Raw genomic sequence first — 22,026 nt, forward strand, 5'->3', positions numbered from 1 at the left:
AACGGGGTGAAAAACTGATAAACCCTGTCAATACAAAACCAATAGATCAAACTAACTTAATGAATAATATAATATTTTTATGTTCAATTTTTTATAACAAAAATCTTAAATCGTCAATTTAATTTCATTACACATTTAATTTAATGCAATATTAAATACCATAATTTAAATAATGATATTAATTTAGCATCGTACAATACAGGAAACTCAGCTTAATAAGCTGCCAACAAAATAAATTCAAAATATAAAACCAAAAGAATCAACTACAGCCACCACTGTCATTAATATTTTTCAGTACAGCTTTAACCATAAAAAAACGGCACATACCTGATGATATGTGCCGTTAATGGCTTATAACGGCTGATTTCAGTTAGAAATTATATTTAACCCCTAACGTGATACTGCTGTCGCTGTAGCCATTATTACCCACTTGCTGGCCGACATTACCCCACAGATTCAGCTTGTTATTGATCTGGCCTTCGACACCCAATTTCAACTCAGCAATATTGGCTGCACCCGCTTGCTTCACGGTTATACCATCGAGGGTGGTGCCAAAATCTTTGGTGTTATGGACCCAATTGGCCTCAACATATGGCTTAAATGCCGGAACGTTGGCTTTTTCAGCGGTAGGTATTGGGCTGATAAAGGCCTTCACACCCAAGCGGGTTTGAATGTTGTTATTCCCCTCGCCGGAGACTACTGTGCCATTGGTTTCTGTATGAGAATCGGCTTTCACTCCCATCCACACCACTTGAGCTTTTGGCTGAATAAAGTAATTTTGGTTAACGCTCTGGCCCACTTTGAAGGCATAGCCACTCTCGACCGCAGCAGTGAACCCTTTCGAGTCATATTTCTCGGTGGTGAGATCTTGTCCATCAACCTGATTATTAAACCAACTGTATTGCAGCCAGGTGTCAACATAAGCACCGGTATTATCCTGACTATCAGCAAACCATGTGCCATATACCCCCACACTGTAGCCATCTACCGAACCGTTGGACCGATAACCGGTTTCCTGTGCCACAGAAGAGCTGCTGCTATTGGCATAACCCGCCATAACCCCGACGCGCCACAGATCTTGTGTGTTGCGGCTCCATTGCGCCACATCACCCCCCAACTGCATCACATATCGGTTATCTTGCGTTTTCAATTCGCCACTGTCATCACGGGAACGGTTATGGCTGCCTTCATTGCGTAACCACAGGCTGGTCGTTTTCTCTTCACCCGTAAAGACATCGGTATACACTGTTTCACCGGAGCGATCAGCCAAACTGGTTACAAACATTGAGTTGGCTGCGGCCAGGTTCGCGGTATAACTTGCCGGTTCAGGGCGGCGCTCATCTGCTTGAGTGCGCAGATACCAGTCACCATCGGTCGGCGAGCTAACACCACCTTGATACAAGAAGTACTCATAGGCACCCGCCACAGCACGACCATTCAGGGTAAACTGCCCGGCAGAATCGCCACCGACATCAATGATTTTGATGCCCTCAGAGGTCCGCGCACCATTACCACCAATATTGTTCACGGTGACAAAACTTTGCCCTGCGGTATTGCCAGTAATCAACAGCCGATCGGTTACTGATGAATCACCGGCCAGAATAGTATTGAAGACCACAGTGCCGTTATCGCCGGTATAATTACCATCAATAATGAAGGTCCCGAAATCGCCGCCGGTTAAGGCATTTGGCATAATCAGGTTGCCACGGTTTTCCACATTCCCTGTCACCTGGCCGTATCCACCTAATGAGCCGGTGTTAGTAATCAACACGTCACTGACCAGATTGACGACATTGGATGCCAGTGTGGCCACCAATGTACGGGCCAATGGTGACTCATTCACCGTCAGGGTCGAGGTGGCTGTTGAACTGCCCAGTTGCAGCAAACCGTTTTCAATCGTCGTCAAACTGGCACTGACTGTACCACTATCAATTTTTACCGTGCCGCTGCCACGTTTAACCAATGTACCGCTACCGCTGATCGCGTTGGATAAATTCCAGACTGACGCCGTATCCAAGATTAGCTCACCGTTGTTTGCAACACTGCTGCTCCCCAGATTGCCTGCATTATTGGCGGTCAACACCGTCCCTGCGTCAGTGGTAAATAAGCCCGAATAGCCACTATTGTCTGCGGCCAGTTGGACATTGGCACTGTTGGAAAGTTGGACGTTGCCGCTACCCGCCAACGCGTTCAGCAGCTCCCCGCTGGTATTATCCAGATTAAGCAGGCCGTTATTGTTAATCGCTCCCGAGCCTAGCCCTTGGACCTGATACAGATGTGCTGTCGCGCCACTGGCAATGTCAGTGCTGCCAGTAAAACCACTATTAGCTTGAGTGATACTCAGTAAACCGCCGGCCAGATCCAGCTCACCAACGCCCGTCAATACGCCATCAACCTGCCCGCCATTAGTGACGGTTAACTTGCCGCTATTGAAGTCCAATGTACTGCCGGTTTCAGTGGCTAACTGACCCACCGTCTGCTGAGTCCCGTTGAGATCCACATTCGTCGCCGTGCTCATCGCCAGCAGAGAAGTTTGCCCCAGTGCTGAATCCGCAGCCAGACGGACATTGCCTGCACGCACCCATGTCGCGCCGGTATAGCTGTTGGTCGAATTCGATAACGATGCAATGCTGCCGTCATTAGCGGAAACAAAGGCCAGGTCGCCACTGCCCGTCACCTGAGCGGAGAGATCATTAGCCTGTGTACCATTGTTTGCCAAGGTTGCCGTTAATATCAGCGCGTCATTACCTGTGCTCTGCAACTCCAACGCCTTCAGCCCATAATTGACGTACAACCCATCAAAACCGGTCCCGGTGGTCATGCCGTAATTAAACGAACCCAGTGCCGCCGGTGAGAGTGCACCAGGGTTAGAAATAGACTGATAAACGGTCGCACTTAACGGGTCACCAAGTGCATCAGATAACGTCAGCTCATGCCCGGTTCCGGTCGCAGCGCCGGAGGCCAAGGTCACAATGATCTCCCCTTCATCCAGTTGCATCACCGACAAACCGCCAAGATCTGGTGTGACATTCGCTGGTAAATTAACCCGAACCTCACCGCCACCGGTGGTATCGATATTATTCGCCGTGAGGGTTCCTAAGGAGCTGATGATACCTGAGTTATCCACCAGATTATTAAACAGCAACGTACCGCCATTGAGCGCCAGCCCACCGATATTCTGTACACCGTCGGCCACGGAGGCCAGACTGCCGCTGGATAATTTCAGTGTGGAATTCGTCAACGCTGTTGTATTCAAACCATCGATATTGAAAATGGTATTTTGCAAATTCACAATGCCGCTGAACGCACCGCCCACTGAAGAGCCGAAATCAAATGCCGTGCTGGCATCATTCTTCGCCACATTCAGTGTGCCGCTGCCGGTCAGTACATGGTCAAACAGCGCGATATCAGCCAGATTCAAGGTGGCATCCGTGATATCCACCGTGACCGCATTGTCCACACTGTTGGTGTTATTCAGGGTCACATCACTGCCGCCGGTGACCTGCAAGATACCGCTGCCGGTGACCGTATTGCCAAAGATGCCGTTAAAGCCGCTCAGCGCCAGAATATCCTGTGCGCCCGCCAGGGCCACAGAGGAAGCAGCCCCCAAATTATTGGTTGAGGCCACCGTCAATTTACTGCTGTCCGCCAGCGCATACTGACCGAGGAAGCCACTGTTATTGCCGGTCAGCGACACATTCGCACCATTGTTGATATCAACAGTTGAATCCGCCACGCCGCTGAGAGCATTGGCAACCGCGCCGCTAAGGCCGTTCAGCACCAGACTGGAGGTGGCGGTATCCAGATTCACAGTAGCGGTTGAAGCACCGAGATTACTGACTTGACCGACGCTCAACGTACCGGCAGCACCGATATGGTGTGCGCCGCTAAAGCTGTTAGTGCCGGTCAGGGTCACCGCAGCGTTGGTATTGATGTCGCCCGTGCCGCTCAGCACATTGGCCAGTGCCGCATTGGCCCCGTTCAGGTTTAAATCACCCAGCACATTAATGGTACTGCTGCCCAGTGTACCGGCCCCGTTCAGGGTTGCCGACGCGCCCGACGCAATCAGGGTCTGGCCGCTTAAGCCGCTGTTAGCACCACTGACTGCCAAGTCACCGCCGTTGATGTTCAGAGTACCCGCACCAGTCAAACCGCCGGTCGCCGTTGATACTCCGCCCGCCGCCAGATTCAGTGTCCCGCCCGCAATATTCAGGCTATTGCTGTTGGTCAGCGCCCCTGTACTACTCAGTACGCCGCCCGTACCCAACGTTACCGTACCAGCATTGGTCAGTGCGCCCACGGTTTGAGTGTGACCATTGATGTTGGCGCTGGCACCGCTGGCGATATCCAGTAATGACGTCTGACCAAAGGCACCGTTAGCCCCCAGGATCAGTTCACCGGCATTGACCGTGGTCGTGCCCTGATAGCTGTTACTGCCGTTGGCCAGCGTCAGCGCCCCATTGGTGGCATCCACCTGCAAACCGCCCACCCCTGATACCAGTGCATTCAGCTCTTTATTCGAGGTCGCGCTGCTGTCTGTTGCCAGCAACAAGGCATCGGCACCGTCCGTTAACAGTTCCAGCGCGCTCAGGCTGTAATTGACATACAAACCATTACTACCGCTGCCGTTGCTGCTGGTCAGACCGTAATTATGGGTGGCATTCGCTACCGTCGTCCCGCCCTGCAAGATGGCAGAGACCACGCCTTGCGCGGTGTCGGTGACCGTCGTGCCGTTGATCATCAGATTAAGACCGCTGGCCGCCCCACTCACCGTACCGGCATTAATCAGCGCCAGCATAATATCGCCCCGATCCTGATCGAGGATCGACAGATTCGGTGCCAGCACCGGATTCTGGTTAGTCCAACTGTCAGTGCCCGTCACGCTGATGGTGCCGCTGTTCAGCGCCAGATCAGTGACCGTCACCACACCGCTGGCCTGTGACTGCGGCGCTGCCCCGTCAAAAATCAGGGTGCCGCCACTCAGATCCAAGCCGTGCAACGTGCGATCATCCGTACCAACGGTGGTCACGTTATTGGCTGAGAGTTGCAGTGTGGCATTTGCCAGCGCGGCTGTGTTGCCCGCGTTTAACGCAAAGGTCGAGTTGGTCAGGTTCACAATGCCGCTGAACGCACCGCCCACTGAAGAGCCGAAATCAAATGCCGTGCTGGCATCATTCTTCGCCACATTCAGTGTGCCGCTGCCGGTCAGTGCATGGTCAAACAGCGCGATATCAGCCAGATTCAAGGTGGCATCCGTGATATCCACCGTGACCGCATTGTCCACACTGTTGGTGTTATTCAGGGTCACATCACTGCTGTCGGTGACCTGCAAGATACCGCTGCCGGTGACCGTATTGCCAAAGATGCCGTTAAAGCCGCTCAGCGCCAGAATATCCTGTGCGCCCGCCAGGGCCACAGAGGAAGCAGCCCCCAAATTATTGGTTGAGGCCACCGTCAATTTACTGCTGTCCGCCAGCGCATACTGACCGAGGAAGCCACTGTTATTGCCGGTCAGCGACACATTCGCACCATTGTTGATATCAACAGTCGAATCCGCCACGCCGCTGAGAGCATTGGCAACCGCGCCGCTAAGACCGTTTAGCACCAGATGGGAAGTGGCGGTATCCAGATTCACAGTAGCGGTTGAAGCACCGAGATTACTGGCTTGACCGACGCTCAACGTACCGGCAGCACCGATATGGTGTGCGCCGCTAAAGCTGTTAGTGCCGGTCAGGGTCACCGCAGCGTTGGTATTGATGTCGCCCGTGCCGCTCAGCACATTGGCCAGTGCCGCATTGGCCCCGTTCAGGTTTAAATCACCCAGCACATTAATGGCACTGCTGCCCAGCGTACCGGCCCCGTTCAGGGTTGCCGACGCGCCCGACGCAATCAGGGTCTGGCCGCTTAAGCCGCTGTTAGCACCACTGACTGCCAAGTCACCGCCGTTGATGTTCAGAGTACCCGCACCAGTCAAACCGCCGGTCGCCGTTGATACTCCGCCCGCCGCCAGGTTCAGTGTCCCGCCCGCAATATTCAGGCTATTGCTGTTGGTCAGCGCCCCTGTACTACTCAGTACGCCGCCCGTACCCAACGTTACCGTACCAGCATTGGTCAGTGCGCCCACGGTTTGAGTGTGACCGTTGATGTTGGCGCTGGCACCGCTGGCGATATCCAGTAATGACGTCTGACCAAAGGCACCGTTAGCCCCCAGGATCAGCTCACCGGCATTGACCGTGGTCGTGCCCTGATAGCTGTTACTGCCGTTGGCCAGCGTCAGCGCCCCATTGGTGGCATCCACCTGCAAACCACCCACCCCTGATACCAGTGCATTCAGCTCTTTATTCGAGGTCGCGCTGCTGTCTGTTGCCAGCAACAAGGCATCGGCACCGTCCGTTAACAGTTCCAGCGCGCTCAGGCTGTAATTGACATACAAACCATTACTACCGCTGCCGTTGCTGCTGGTCAGACCGTAATTATGGGTGGCATTCGCTACCGTCGTCCCGCCCTGCAAGATGGCAGAGACCACGCCTTGCGCGGTGTCGGTGACCGTCGTGCCGTTGATCATCAGATTAAGACCGCTGGCCGCCCCACTCACCGTACCGGCATTAATCAGCGCCAGCATAATATCGCCCCGATCCTGATCGAGGATCGACAGATTCGGTGCCAGCACCGGATTCTGGTTAGTCCAACTGTCAGTACCCGTCACGCTGATGGTGCCGCTGTTCAGCGCCAGATCAGTGACCGTCACCACACCGCTGGCCTGTGACTGCGGCGCTGCCCCGTCAAAAATCAGGGTGCCGCCACTCAGATCCAAGCCGTGCAACGTGCGATCATCCGTACCAACGGTGGTCACGTTATTGGCTGAGAGTTGCAGTGTGGCATTTGCCAGCGCGGCTGTGTTGCCCGCGTTTAACGCAAAGGTCGAGTTGGTCAGGTTCACAATGCCACTGAATGCGCCGCCCACTGAAGAGCCGAAATCAAATGCCGTGCTGGCATCATTCTTCGCCACATTCAGTGTGCCGCTGCCGGTCAGTACATGGTCAAACAGCGCGATATCAGCCAGATTCAAGGTGGCATCCGTGATATCCACCGTGACCGCATTGTCCACACTGTTGGTGTTATTCAGGGTCACATCACTGCTGTCGGTGACCTGCAAGATACCGCTGCCGGTGACCGTATTACCAAAGATGCCGTTAAAGCCGCTCAGCGCCAGAATATCCTGTGCGCCCGCCAGGGCCACAGAGGAAGCAGCCCCCAAATTATTGGTTGAGGCCACCGTCAATTTACTGCTGTCCGCCAGCGCATACTGACCGAGGAAGCCACTGTTATTGCCGGTCAGCGACACATTCGCACCATTGTTGATATCAACAGTCGAATCCGCCACGCCGCTGAGAGCATTGGCAACCGCGCCGCTAAGGCCGTTCAGCACCAGATGGGAAGTGGCGGTATCCAGATTCACAGTAGCGGTTGAAGCGCCGAGATTACTGGCTTGACCGACGCTCAACGTACCGGCAGCACCGATATGGTGTGCGCCGCTAAAGCTATTCGTGCCAGTCAGGGTGATGGCAGCGTTGGTATTGATGTCGCCCGTGCCGCTCAACACATTGGCCAGTGCCGCATTGGCCCCGTTCAGGTTTAAATCACCCAGCACATTAATGGCACTGCTGCCCAGCGTATCGGCCCCGTTCAGGGTTGCCGACGCGCCCGACGCAATCAGGGTCTGGCCGCTTAAGCCGCTGTTAGCACCACTGACCGCCAAGTCACCGCCGTTGATGTTCAGAGTACCCGCACCAGTCAAACCGCCGGTCGCCGTTGATACTCCGCCCGCCGCCAGATTCAGTGTCCCGCCAGTGATATCAAGGATACTGCTGTTGGACAGCACGCCGCTGTTCAGCACCCCACCCGTGCCCAACGTTACCGTACCAGCATTGGTCAGTGCGCCGACAGTCTGGCTGTGACCATTGATATTAGTATTAGTACCCGCCGCGGTTGTTAATCCAGAGGTCTGTCCCAGCGCATTATCGCTGCCCAGATTCAAGATACCGCCATTCACCAATGTGCTACCGGTGTAATCGTTCGTGGCATTGTTCAGCGTCATTTCGCTGTTATCCGCGCCAATAGCTAAATTACCCGTACCAGTCACTTTCGCCAGCAAGGTGTGATCAGCATTCACCGCGCCCTGTGACGTCAGCGTCAAACTTTGGCCGGAAAGTAACGTCAACTGAGTCAGACTTGACGTCACACTTAAGCCACCGCCATTGCCCGATAATCCGTAGTTATAAAGTGCCTCAGCAACTATATTGCTCCCCTGAGTAATATCTTCAGTTGTGCCATTACCCAGGCTATTACCCAAACTGTCTTGTAATGTCAGGAGCGCCAACTCAGGTGTAGAGAGCGTATTATTACTGCTGATTAATTGGGCTGAACTGCCAGTGTCCTGATCAAGTAAATTCCCGCCAGTGGTGAGAGCCGGATCAACTTGGATGATACTGCTATTCGTCACCGCCAACGTGTCAGTGACGATTAAGCTGCCAGAGCCAAATACTGTCGTCGCACCATTGAGGGTAAAGTTACCCAGTATCTGATTGCCACTGCCTACGGTCATCAACGTACCGCCAGAGGCCACAAACAACGCATTGCCCAATGTGCTGGTATTATCGCCACTCAGGGCAAAAACAGTGTTTTCCATATCAATCGTACCGGCGAATGCCGTGCCAGTATTAACACCAAAATTGAAAATGTTATTGGCAGTATCAATGTTCAGCGTGCCAGTGCCGGTCAGTGCATGGTCAAACAGCGCGATATCAGCCAGATTCAAGGTGGCATCCGTGATATCCACCGTGACCGCATTGTCCACACTGTTGGTGTTATTCAGGGTCACATCACTGCTGTCGGTGACCTGCAAGATACCGCTGCCGGTGACCGTATTACCAAAGATGCCGTTAAAGCCGCTCAGCGCCAGAATATCCTGTGCGCCCGCCAGGGCCACAGAGGAAGCAGCCCCCAAATTATTGGTTGAGGCCACCGTCAATTTACTGCTGTCCGCCAGCGCATACTGACCGAGGAAGCCACTGTTATTGCCGGTCAGCGACACATTCGCACCATTGTTGATATCAACAGTCGAATCCGCCACGCCGCTGAGAGCATTGGCAACCGCGCCGCTAAGGCCGTTCAGCACCAGATGGGAAGTGGCGGTATCCAGATTCACAGTAGCGGTTGAAGCACCGAGATTACTGACTTGACCGACGCTCAACGTACCGGCAGCACCGATATGGTGTGCGCCGCTAAAGCTGTTAGTGCCGGTCAGGGTCACCGCAGCGTTGGTATTGATGTCGCCCGTGCCGCTCAGCACATTGGCCAGTGCCGCATTGGCCCCGTTCAGGGTTGCCGACGCGCCCGACGCAATCAGGGTCTGGCCGCTTAAGCCGCTGTTGGCACCACTGACCGCCAAGTCACCGCCGTTGATGTTCAGAGTACCCGCACCAGTCAAACCGCCGGTCGCGGTTGATACTCCGCCCGCCGCCAGATTCAGTGTCCCGCCAGTGATATCAAGGATACTGCTGTTGGACAGCACGCCGCTGTTCAGCACCCCACCCGTGCCCAACGTTACCGTACCAGCATTGGTCAGTGCGCCGACAGTCTGGCTGTGACCATTGATATTAGTATTAGTACCCGCCGCGGTTGTTAATCCAGAGGTCTGTCCCAGCGCATTATCGCTGCCCAGATTCAAGATGCCGCCATTCACCAATGTGCTACCGGTGTAATCGTTCGTGGCATTGTTCAGCGTCATTTCGCTGTTATCAGCGCCAATAGCTAAATTACCGCTACCAGTCAGTTGAGCAGTCAGCAGTTTATTGGTATCCAATGCGCCCTGTGACGTCAGCGTTAATGTCTGCCCGGAGATTATTGCCAACCGAGTCAGCACAGAGGTTATGCTCAAGCCGCTACCGACGCCGGATAAGGTATAGTTATAAAGGGCTTGTGCTACCGTATTCGCCCCCTGAATAACACTCATTGAAGTATCAGGACCTAAACTCGCACCCGACAAATCCATGAGTGTCAGTCGCGCCAAATCTGTTGCTGATAGGGTATTGCTACTGTCAATTAATTTGACTGAGCTGCCAGTGTCTTGATCGAGTATGTTTCCGGCGGTACTCATGGCCGGATCGACTCTGATATTGCTGTCGTTTGTTACCGCCAACGTGTCGGCAGTAATTAAACTGCCATTAGAAAATGCAGAGGTACCGCCGTTGAGAATAAAATTACCTATCGCCTGATTGCTATTATCCACCGCAACCAGAGCCCCTGCAGACGCAATAAAGGAGGCATTGCTCAATGCGGCTGTATTATCACCACTCAGGGTGAAAACAGTGTTTTTCATATCAATCGTACCGGCGAATCCCGTGCCTGTATTAGCACCAAAATTGAAGGTGTTATTCGCGGTATCAATATTTAATAAACCGGTTCCCAACAGGGAGTTGTTATACGTAGCCACACCATTCAAATTCAGTGTGCCATCCAGTGAAAGGTTACTCGTCCCCAACTGATTGCTGTTGCTGACTGTTAGAGTACCGCTCTGATTCACTTGCCAATCGCCAGCAAAAGTACTGGCCTGGCTCAACGAAACATTAGCACCGTTATCAACAATGGCTAAACCATCCCCGCCGGCAACATGGCCTAATGAGGCGTTCAGTGTGCTATTGAATGTGCTGCCAAAAAGTAACTCGCTACTCGCGCTGATATTAATTGCCCCGCTACCGACGTTATCGTCAGAATTCAGGGTAATTTGGCTATCGATAAGATTGATATTGGTAAAGCCCTGTAACGACGTACCACTCGCCAGAGAATCAAATGAGTTATTGAAGTTCAGGGTATTTGAGCCACTACCGGCATTTAGAGCACCTAAATAAGTGCTCCCCAGCGTCATATTATTAAGAGTAAAAGTATCGTCGCCTGTGCCTGTTGTAATGGAGGATACCTGTGCGCCATTCTCGATAGTGACATTGTTATTCCCGTCACCCAGATTAATCGCACCATTACTTTGCGATGTGCTACCAAGAGCTAATGTATCGCTGCCGGAACCTGTGGTTAATGATCCATTCAATATCGAGTTATTATTGATTATATTTGCCGCTGTTCCGGCAAATGTCACCGCACCATTAATCGTCCCGTTATTATTCAATGTCTTTGCTGTGGTGCCTGCGAAATTAATCGCCGTTGCACCCGTTGCATTGATCAGGGTATTCGCACCAATAGTGGTCGCCGTTACTGCACCATCGGCTACTTGCAGCCCGGTGCCAGCACTGTCGGTCACATTAATGTCCAAATACGCATTACTGAGATCGACCCCACCAACAGAATTTATCCCGGTCCCCGCACCTGTCACATTAATAATATTATTGCCATTAACACTGTTGGCAAATGTCAGACCGGCCAGGCTATTTAGCGCAGTGCCCGTCACCGTGTTGAAGATGATATGGTTTAATGCCAGATTAACACCCGCCGCCTTTGAGAAAGCGGCACCGGTACCATTCAGATTAAGAATCAAGTCAGTCAAAACATGGCTATTGCTAGTGCCAGCAAAAGTTAAAGCATTCGCCGCACCCGTCGTGGTAATCGCCCCACCGACCATATTTAGCAACGCATTGGTTAGAACATTAATACCTGTTCCAGCACTGGCACTCACTGTGCCACCAGTATTATCAATATTGATTGTTTGTGCCGTGGCAGCTGAAACTGCAATCCCCGCCGTGGTGCTAGTAATCGAACCACTGTTGGTCAAACTAGCCGTGCCACTGCCATTATGGGTAAGGACTATCCCGGCAGTAGTACTGTTGATCGTGCCCGCGTTAGTGACATTAACCGTCCCACTACCGGTATCAGTGACACTGATACCGGTTGCTTTTCTGATAGTACCCTCAGCCTCATTACGAACGACCACATTGCCCGATGAGGCAGCACTGATATTAATCCCAGTACCCGCGGTGGTATTTTGCGTGCCATCAGAGATGGTCGCCGCTGAACGGATATAAATATTCCCCGTCCCTGCAAGGGTTTTGCTGGCAATAATCCCATCATTGGCCGCTCCGGCAGCAACAACAAGATTTGAACCCGCGGCCAGATTGTAGATAACATCATTAGGCGAGGCCGGACCATTGTAAATATATGAAGTTGTTGTCGTACTGGGGGCATTACTGATGACATCACCCGCCAAGTTATTCATGTTAATCACTGCACCGGAACCAAATAATCCGGTAACCGGATTATAAGAACCTATCTGTACACCATAGTTAGCCACCCCTAACGGGTTTTGGCTATCGATAGTCAGGGTTAATTTGGCACCATCATCAATCATATAGTTATACGAGGCCACGCCAACACCAAGAACACCGGGTCCATTAGTGAGCCGCGTGCCCGTAATATTAACATCGGCACCATTGGCAAAATGAAGCACGCTATTCGCTGCTGTATCATTACTCCAGAATACCGCCGGATAATCAGGGCTTGTTATCCCTGTTAAGTTGAAATGTCCCGTAAATGTAATATTACTGCCTAAAACTGATTGTCTATAAGTGCCAAAATTTAAGGTAATAGGCTGGGTAATATTGCCGAATATCACTCTACCGATCTTATTGGGTGCGACCGCAGCGCTATCAACACCCATCGCAACCAGTTTTCCATTGGGTACTGACTTGATGTTATCCAAAGTGACGTCTAACCGAGTCGTGTCGTCTTGTACATACACCAGTCGGGAAACTATGCCGCTTGTGATCGCAAGCGTTGACGTAATGTCGCCAAAGTTGACGAGTTGGAACGTTGCATTTTGCGAACTCCAGGCGGCATTGTTTGTGGTTCCTGCCGCCATGAGGAAAGCATAGTTCGCGTAGTTTAAGTTATAGCCACCACCATCAATCACCAGATTTTGCCGGGCATTTGCGGCTTGGTTTACTGTGATCCCCCCAGCATATGCAGTTGCAAGATTGATATCTGCTGTCAATAGGATCGTGGTGGCAGTACTTCCCGCCCCCGCACTACTTAATGCAGCGACTAAACCTGCCGCGGTTGATACCGTCACGCAGTTTGTGCCCATAGCAGCACAATCGCCGACACTGATAGCAAAAGCAGGTTGAATACCAAACACCCCCATCACGGCGGCGGCTACAATAGCTATTTTAGGAGAAAGATGTTTACCTGATTTCTCAAGTAAAGGTGTGGCTGTGGAGCCTCGCTGGGTAGTTTTTGATTTTTGTTTTCCCTTGGCAAACTCACCGACCGCAACCCATATACTCAAGGATATATTCCAAATAACTTTAAAAATTGCGTTCATATATATCCTTAAAAGATTAAAATCTTATTGAAAGTGTATTGATGGCATCGCACCTTACAAATCAGACGAAAGAGGAAAACGTCATAAACTAATGATTCAATAAGTAAGCGATTTTCGTTTAGAGGAGAGAGAGTCCCAGGCTATCAGTCGGCGAACACACCCAAGGTGCTTCGTTTTAAATCCAGCCATCTAAAGACTAAAATAAAGTTAACATCCAACATACCTTATCTATATGTCTTTATTTATACGTATATTTAAAAAATAGAACAAGATTTGTCCCATAAGAAAATATATTGAATGGTTATTTTTATCGGAATAAAAAACTATATTTAAAGAAAAAGTCAGCATTTAAATCTAACTTAAGAAAAATATCAAAATCAATCACCAACTAGACTTCAATTTACAGATGTATATTTTTTATTGATTATCATCAAAAAAAAGATTTATCACACAAAGAAAGAGAATAATCCTACAAGGAATTAGGAATTACATTACTTTAATTACAATGCATAGCCCCATTCCCGAACGAAACGCAACAAACCATCATGCGTTATGCAGCGAGTAGATACTCTAAAAATACCTCATTCGGTGAGCTGTATTCCAGAGATTTGCGCCCCCGAGTGTTGAGGATGTGCTCCAGTCTCGCAATATCTTCATCGCTGACGCCATTAAAATCGGTTCCTTTCGGATAAAACCGCCGTATCAGACCGTTGGTATGCTCATTCAACCCCCGCTCCCAGGAATGATAAGGCCGGGCAAAGTAAACCTTTGCGCCCGTTACCTGAGTGATGTCCTTATGTTTCGCAAACTCGGGTCCGTTATCTGCCGTCAGGGTTTTAAACTCGCAGAAAGTATTCGCCACGATGTCCCTGAACGCTTCCACGACGCTCTCAGCGCACTTATTGGGGAGTTTACGGATAATGACCTGCTTTGTGGCTTTGTCCACGACCGTCAGCAGGAATGACTTCTGGTCTTTGCCAAAAATCGTATCGATTTCAACATGCCCGGGAACCTGTTTGAGTTCAGCCTCAGCAGGCCTGTGCTCAATGCCAACCCTGTCCGGGATGGGCGTGCGTCCGGGCTCACCCGTATCATAGCGATAGCGTTTACCCCGGTGAGGGAGCTGAAGGTAAAGCTTACCGCCAGCCTGTCTGTCCGAACGGATATAGCGGTAGAGGGTATTTTTGCTGACGGCGATATCAAACTGGATTTTCAGTCTCCCAGAGATAACCTCAGGGGAGGTATGTACAGCCAGCGCCTGCCGGAGAAAGTCTTGTGTCTGCTGGCCCAGAGGGAAACAGGCATTGTGTGCCGAGGTGGCGCCCCGCCGTTGTCTGGCTAAGGCATCAGCGCGTCTGGAGGAGTAAAGTCCGTTGAAGGCGGGGTCCGTATTACGTCTGAGCTCCCGGCTCAGGGTAGAGCGAGAGACGCCGAGCTCTCTGGCAATGCAGGACTGATTAACGCCTTCAGCTTTTCGTTTTTCGATGTAAAAGCGCTCATGCTGAGTCAAATGTTTTCCCTTCATGCAACAGGGTCTCCGACAGGGTCAATACGGCTATTTTATCCGTACCTGACCGGTGGGTCACTTTGTTGCATTTCGTTTGGGAATTGGCGAACCGCTACGCCAACGGCTCCTACAAAACACAACGCTTCTACATCGACTCTGCCGCCAACGGACTGGATAAACACAGTGATCCGGCCCTCAGAAAAGCCGACGAAGATAACCGGGCGGAAATTCAAAAAACCACGGATAAAGAGCGCCAGAGCATGGCCGCTGCCGCTAAAGACGGTGAGTTTCTCCTTCTCCCTCAGGGGCCTAAGGACTTCGATGCGTCACTGGGACAGACCCAGTTACGCCAGGCCGCAGAGGAGTTCCGAGAGGATTATCAGGGAGTATCACGCACCAACACGCAGGAATGGTACTTTGAGCCGGTCTATGGGCTAAAAAACGCGATTTTCCTTCTGAGTACCGACGACCGATACCCGGAATGGCTGCGCATGAAAACCGCCGGTGAAGTGCGATGTACCGTGCTATTCCCTGTGGCCGGTGAAGCCAGTAATACCGAATTACCCGGGGGGCAGCTCCGCGCGCTGTTTGATGATCAGGTGCATGATTCCCGCGCCTGGTTTATGCACAATGCGTTTGGGGCGCGCGAACCCTGGGGCAGTTATTTTCTCGAGCGGATGATCTATTTTGGCGATAACAGCAATAAACCGCTGTCACCGCTGATGGTGGCGGGCGCGGTCGTTGGGGCGGCAACCCTGGTGGGCGGTGTCGCCTTTATCATTAAACAGAAAAAAATACAGGGTAAACTTCTGGGGTTGGCCGGCATGGCGGGAGCCATTTCGCTGGAAGCCCAGGCGATGGATATTCTGTCCGGTAAGCCGCTGCCCATGTTACCCGGCGCGGAACTGTTGCAGGCATTTACACTCCAGCCCGGGGCGATGGTTGCCCAGCAAAAAGGCGTCATTGAAGAGCAGCGACTGGCACAGGCAAAAGCCACCATTCAGGAAAGATGGCTGGCGCAGGCACAGTCTGCCCTGACCTCATAAAAAGCCCTTCGGGCCTTTTTTTATATCGACCTTAGAACAAACAAACGAAGGCAGACGGGAGGCCAAGCTTAAGGGGGTAAGATTTAGGAGGAAGGGGAACCGGAGCGACAGAAATAGCAAAGATGATAAGTATCGCACGTTCTACGGTCTATAAAATCATCGATGAGTCGAAAACGTGAGCGGCGACAGTCGATTTTTTAAAGTCAACATAGTGAAAATAAATGATTTTTAGCGATTAGGTTAGCATTATCGGGGAAATGTGCACGGAACCCCTATCACGCCGGATAATGGAACGGCGGTGGCGAATAAGGCGTACATGCGGCCACGGCGGTTAGTTGGGAACCAATAAGAAAGATAAAGAATGACGCCGGGATAGAATCCAGCCTCTGCAATTCCCAGCAAGCAACGCATTACGTAAAATGACATCGGTGTGGTGACAAAAGCCATCCCTGCCGAGATGATGCCCCAGGTGATCATAATGCGCGCAATCCACAACCGTGCCCCTACGCGGTGCAGCATCAGGTTACTGGGGATTTCCAGAAAGAAGTAGGCAATAAAAAAGATCCCGGCGCCGAATCCATACACCGCCTCTGAAAATTGTAAGTCATCCGCCATCTGCAATTTGGCGAAGCCAACGTTAACCCGATCTAAATAAGCGACGACATAGCACAGCATCAGTAAGGGTAAAATATGCCACGCAGCCTTGCGATAGGCATGGTTCTCCGCGGGGACCACGTTAGGTATCACTAATTGTTCAGTGGGTGATTCAGACATGATGGAGCCTCTTATTTTAGTTATTTGCAGGGGAACAAGGTTCAGCGAAAATCCGTTTGGTTATCGCGCTGGCGTTGTACAGAAATAGAGGATGTTAATTTTAGTTATTTAATGTTTAATAAAGTTAAAAGTAAGGGTTTTTTCAGCAAGTAAATGCGATTAAACTCACAATTGTTAACAATAGGTAAAGGAGGTAATGTAATGCTTTGATTTAAAGTGGATTTAAAATTCAAATTTTCACAAAAATAAACATCAATCCAGCTATAGCGAGTTATAAATGGAGGAACAATAGGGAATAGAGGGCAACAGGTGTGACCGGCACTGATGTAACAGGAAACTCGGTTGTATCGGCCAACAGACAAGAACACCACGATTTATCGATGCCGCTGAAAGGGAGGAGTATCTGTGCTGGTATGGGCGTCATGCTGTTGGTGGTGGCCATCAGTTAGCATCATGGGTTTTCTGGCAGTGAAAAGGGGTGGGCGCTGTATTTAATTGAAAGGACCGGGATAGCACCAAAAGGCGATAATCACGTGAATCGGTCAGCGTGGACGATGGTTAAGGGGGATAGGTGTGAAAATGTTGAATAGCAAAGGTGGTGTGCTTCAGCCATTAGTGATTGTTTGGGCACCGCTCACCTGAGCGGTGAAAATCAATCTTCATCAAAGCCGGAATTAAATAACTCAATCACTGCCGCCAGCGCCTGAATTTCATCAGGGCCGGTCGCTTCAACCTCAATCTGACGGCCTTTGGCTGAATCCAGCATCAGCAGTGCAATAACACTGCTGGCCTCAGCTTCGGTACCGCTATCGTTGCGTAACATTACTTCAGCATCAAAACTCTGAACCAGTTCGAACAATTTCATTGCGGGTCTGGCGTGCATCCCCAACTTGTTTTTGATCTCAACGGTCTGCTTGATTGTCATTATTTACGCTTTTCCAGAGTACGGTGGCGTGATTGGACATTTTTGCCGCGAGCGCGGAAATAATCGGCCAACTGTTCAGCGACATAAACCGAGCGGTGTTTACCACCAGTACAACCAATGGCAACCGTCAAATAACTGCGGTTATTGGTTTCCAGCATCGGCAGCCACTGTTCCAGATAGCTGCGGGTCTGATACACAAAGTTATGTACTTCGGTATGGCGATCCAGGAAAGAGATTACTGGCTTATCCAAACCTGTCATTGGGCGTAATTTAGGGTCCCAGTGCGGGTTTGGCAAGAAACGCACATCGAAAACATAATCGGCATCGATGGGGATACCGTGTTTAAAGCCAAAAGACTCAAACACCATCGTCAATTCGCGTTCACGTTTACCCAACAGGCGGGTACGCAGCATCTCAGCCAATTCATGCACTGACATTTCAGAGGTATCAATGATCAGATCAGCCCGTGAGCGCAGAGGCTCCAACAGGTCACTTTCTTCATCAATAGCACTTTCTAATGACAGGTTTTTGGTCGATAACGGATGCAAGCGACGGGTATCGCTATAGCGACGAATCAGGGTATTGCGATCGGCATCCAAAAACAGCAACTGTGGTGAAAAGCTGTCCGGCAGTTGAGTCATGGCATGTTCAAATACCTCAGGTGATTCAGGCATATTACGTACGTCTATGCTCACTGCGGCAGAGATATTCCTATCGGCAAGTGTACTCGCCAATTGCGGCAGCAGAACCACAGGCAAGTTATCGACACAATAAAAGCCCATATCTTCCAATGCGCGCAAAGCAACAGACTTCCCTGAACCGGAACGGCCGCTGACAATCATCAGCACCATGTGAGTAACTCCCCTTGGTATTTATCCCCGTCATCTTTCAAGTTGTAGGCGTGTTGAGCGCTTGCCCACATCTTGAAATTTATTGGGTATACATTAGAACCCTATATTCCGGCTACAAGATCCGGGCATAACGGATAAAATAGTTTCCACTTTCCCAATTACGCCGTTTCCGGTGGTAATTCAGTAATGATTTGATAGAGCTCATCATCACTTTGTGCTGCACGCAGACGCCGACACACTGTTTTATCAGCTAATCGCTTGGCCACTAAAGACAAAGTGTGTAAGTGAGTTTTACATTGATCTGCCGGAACCAACAAGGCAAATAACAGATCAACCGGTTGGTTATCAATAGCATCGAAGGCAATAGGTTGTTCCAGACGGATAAATACACCCACTGCACGCAGTGTGTCTTCTTCCAACTTGCCATGAGGTATCGCGATACCACTACCAATACCGGTGCTGCCCATACGTTCGCGGGTTAAGACAGCATCGAAAACCACCTGTGAAGGTAGGTTAAGTTGCTTGGCAGCCAACTCGCTGATAATTTCCAAAGCCCGTTTTTTACTTGAGCAATGTACGGAGCTTTTGGTGCACTCGATATTTAATACCGAGCTTAATTGCAATGCTGGATCGTTGATCATCTCATCTTTCACTTAAGCGCTGTTTTAAACCGTTTCCGGCGGGGATTCACTCCCGACGCTGGAAACGGTTATGTAGCGAGTGTAGAACCTTTATGGGTGAATATACCCTTTGTACTTGAAGCTACAGGGTTGTTCGCTATGTTTACTTACCCGAATCACTGACTTTAGTCAGTTCATCGAGATGAATAAGCCTGCTTGCAGAAATACGATTAAAATCGGTTTCTGGCCAATTTGTCATTCGTTTGCTGCCTACCTGCAACGCCATGTTCTTTGGGTATAACAGTCGCAAGGATTCTTAGTGTTGTTTCAATTTGTCTTTATGTTTGTTCAACTGGCGGGCCAGTTTATCAACCAAAATATCAATTGCGGCGTACATATCCTCCTGCTCTGAGCTTGCGTGCAACTCGCCTCCATTCACATGTACCGTTGCTTCTGCAATTTGTTTTACTTTCTCAACACTTAAAACCACATATACCTGGTTAATGCGATCAAAATATTGCTCAAGTTTGGCAAATTTAGTGGTAACAAACTCGCGTAATGCTTCGGTTATTTCGACATGATGTCCGGTAATATTGAGCTGCATAGTGTCTTCCTTCTCAGTTCAGGTCAAACCAACTGTTTACGCTGATTTGACGGCGGGATGGATAACGACTCTCGGTACTTCGCGACGGTACGCCGTGCCACCATGATGCCTTGTTCACATAATAATGTGGTCAGCTTACTGTCACTAAGAGGTTTAGCAGGATTTTCTGCTGCAACCAATTTTTTCACCAGTGCACGAATTGCAGTGGAAGAAGCTTCACCTCCGCTATCAGTATTGACGTGGCTGGAGAAGAAATATTTTAGCTCGAAAATACCCCGTGGACTGTGCAGGAACTTCTGCGTGGTCACGCGAGAGATTGTCGACTCATGCATATCCACAGCCTGGGCGATATCGGCCAGTACCATGGGTTTCATAAATTCAGGCCCATTCTCAAAAAACGCTACTTGCTGCTCTACAATACAACGCGCCACCTTCAGCAGTGTTTCATTGCGGCTTTCAAGACTTTTTATCAACCATTTTGCTTCTTGCAAATTGCTACGGATAAACTGCCCGTCACTGTCATTGCGGGTACTGCTACCCATCGCCGCATACTGCTGGTTGATTTTTAGGCGTGGAATGCTATCGGCATTCAGCTCGACCGTCCATTGATCTTTGTCTTTACGCACCAAAACATCGGGAATGACGTACTCGGACTCCCCGGTATTGATGGATTGACCCGGACGCGGATCCAGAGACTGAATCAGGCCGATCGCTTCTTTAAGTGTATCTTCTTTTAGCCGACTCAAGCGGATCATCGTACGGAAATCATGGTTACCCAGCAAATCCAGATAATCGCTAACCACCAGACGTGCTTCGGCAAGATAGGGGGTATCTTTGTCATATTGTGACAACTGTACCAACAGACATTCACGCAGGTTACGTGCCGCGACACCAATAGGATCAAAGTGTTGTATCCGCTTAAGCACCGCTTCTACTTCATCCAGTGCGACGTTCTCGTCCCCCATGCTTTCCAGAATATCTTCCAGTGGCACCGTAAGGTAACCGGTTTCATCGACCGCATCCACGATAGAGGTCGCAATGGCAACATCAGTATCAGAGAATGGGGTTAAATCCACTTGCCACATCAGGTAGTCTTGTAGCGTTTGGGTCGTTTCCCCTTGATAAACCGGCAACTCATCATCGCTATAATCATTGCCCATTCCTGATGGCGTGCCTGCGGTGTAGATCTCATCCCAGGTGGCATCAAGTGGCAACTCTTCGGGCATATCTTTTTGTTCCAGCGCCTCGCGGGTATCAAGCGATTCACTGTCTACGGTCTCTTTTGCATCTATTTCTTCATGAAGATCAGTTTGCTCAAGCAGGGGGTTACTCTCCAGCGCTAACTGAATCTCCTGCTGGAGTTCAAGTGTAGAAAGCTGCAACAAGCGAATAGCCTGTTGAAGCTGCGGAGTCATAGCCAGTTGTTGGCTGAACTTGAGTTGCAAACCTTGCTTCATAATGCGGTATCAATTTTCCTTTATAGATGAAGGAATATCCGTCATCTTTCAAATTGCAGGGGTATTGGCTGCCGGTTACTTGGCCGCACCTGCGGGCTAGCATAAATGCTGTTTAAATCGATTTATGACCGATTTTATTGTTTGCCGCCTTCCTGCACCTTGAAATCTATTGGGTATTGGAAAAAGGTCAGAGACGGAATTCTTCACCGAGGTAAACACGCTTAACTTGTTCGTCAGCCAGGATTTCCTGTGGCGTACCGTGAGCGATTAAATGACCCTGGCTTACGATATAAGCCCGCTCACAGACGTCTAACGTTTCACGCACGTTATGGTCGGTAATAAGAACGCCAAGACCACTGTCGCGTAGATGTTCAATAATTTTTTTAATATCGATAACGGAAATCGGATCAACCCCGGCAAAAGGCTCATCCAGCAGAATAAACTTAGGATTTGCCGCCAGTGCACGGGCTATTTCAACACGGCGGCGTTCACCACCGGAAAGCGATTGCCCCAAGTTGTCACGTAAATGGGTGATATGGAACTCTTCCATTAATTCATCAGCCCGTTCCTCACGCTGCTCAACAGAGAGGTCTTTACGGATCTCCAGCACCGCCATTAAGTTGTTAAATACACTCAGGCGGCGGAAAATAGAGGCTTCTTGCGGTAAATAACCAATACCGCGACGAGCGCGTTCATGGAGAGGCAAGAGGCTGATATCTTCGTCATCAATCACAATACGCCCGGCGTCACGCTGGACAATGCCGACGACCATATAAAAAGTGGTAGTTTTCCCTGCGCCGTTCGGCCCAAGCAGGCCCACTATCTCACCGGATTTCACATTGAGGCTTACGTCTTCGACCACTTTACGGCCTTTGTACGCCTTAGCCAGCTTTTCTGCGATTAATGTTGCCATAA

9 protein-coding genes and 2 pseudogenes are annotated in these 22,026 nt (G+C 50.3%); 2 read left to right on the forward strand and 9 right to left on the reverse strand.

Annotated elements, in window-relative coordinates; genetic code table 11:
* Positions 1–370: 370 nt before the first annotated feature.
* Positions 371–13,327, reverse strand: a complete 12,957-nt coding sequence (locus ACWJJO_RS19170) for an autotransporter outer membrane beta-barrel domain-containing protein (RefSeq protein ID WP_481091410.1) — start codon at positions 13,325–13,327, stop codon at positions 371–373.
* Between the two features lie 550 nt (positions 13,328–13,877).
* A complete protein-coding gene (locus ACWJJO_RS19175; protein ID WP_481090518.1) occupies positions 13,878–14,852 on the reverse strand; it encodes an IS30 family transposase in 975 nt (324 codons plus the stop codon).
* Between the two features lie 62 nt (positions 14,853–14,914).
* On the opposite strand from ACWJJO_RS19175, the gene ACWJJO_RS19180 reads away from it, so the two are divergent.
* The gene (locus tag ACWJJO_RS19180; RefSeq protein ID WP_481091411.1) at positions 14,915–15,880 is read left to right on the forward strand and encodes a T6SS phospholipase effector Tle1-like catalytic domain-containing protein; all 966 of its coding nucleotides are present in this window, start codon (positions 14,915–14,917) and stop codon (positions 15,878–15,880) included.
* Between the two features lie 31 nt (positions 15,881–15,911).
* A pseudogene (locus ACWJJO_RS19185) lies at positions 15,912–16,059 on the forward strand (helix-turn-helix domain-containing protein); the annotation flags it as partial.
* 85 nt (positions 16,060–16,144) lie between these two features.
* On the opposite strand, the pseudogene ACWJJO_RS19190 reads toward ACWJJO_RS19185, so the two are convergent.
* From ACWJJO_RS19190 to lptB, 7 genes and pseudogenes are all read right to left on the reverse strand, one after another.
* Positions 16,145–16,654: pseudogene (locus ACWJJO_RS19190) on the reverse strand (MFS transporter); the annotation flags it as partial.
* A 652-nt stretch (positions 16,655–17,306) separates the two neighbouring features.
* A complete protein-coding gene (gene npr / locus ACWJJO_RS19195) occupies positions 17,307–17,579 on the reverse strand; it encodes a PTS phosphocarrier protein NPr (protein ID WP_019212424.1) in 273 nt (90 codons plus the stop codon).
* Positions 17,579–18,430, reverse strand: coding sequence for an RNase adapter RapZ (gene rapZ / locus ACWJJO_RS19200; RefSeq protein WP_019212425.1), 852 nt, complete (start codon positions 18,428–18,430; stop codon positions 17,579–17,581). The genes npr and rapZ overlap by 1 nt, the downstream gene beginning before the upstream one ends.
* 158 nt (positions 18,431–18,588) lie before the next feature.
* Positions 18,589–19,071 (reverse strand): PTS IIA-like nitrogen regulatory protein PtsN, encoded by a 483-nt coding sequence (gene ptsN / locus ACWJJO_RS19205; RefSeq protein WP_032906970.1) that lies wholly within the window; start codon positions 19,069–19,071, stop codon positions 18,589–18,591.
* A gap of 295 nt (positions 19,072–19,366) precedes the next feature.
* Entirely contained in the window at positions 19,367–19,654 is a 288-nt protein-coding gene (gene hpf / locus ACWJJO_RS19210; protein WP_004392031.1) for a ribosome hibernation promoting factor, read from the reverse strand.
* A gap of 23 nt (positions 19,655–19,677) precedes the next feature.
* The gene (rpoN, locus tag ACWJJO_RS19215; protein WP_083162264.1) at positions 19,678–21,111 is read right to left on the reverse strand and encodes an RNA polymerase factor sigma-54; all 1,434 of its coding nucleotides are present in this window, start codon (positions 21,109–21,111) and stop codon (positions 19,678–19,680) included.
* Between the two features lie 187 nt (positions 21,112–21,298).
* Positions 21,299–22,024 (reverse strand): LPS export ABC transporter ATP-binding protein, encoded by a 726-nt coding sequence (lptB, locus tag ACWJJO_RS19220; RefSeq protein WP_083162266.1) that lies wholly within the window; start codon positions 22,022–22,024, stop codon positions 21,299–21,301.
* Between the last annotated feature and the right edge of the window lie 2 nt (positions 22,025–22,026).

This window comes from Yersinia antarctica (assembly GCF_056636475.1).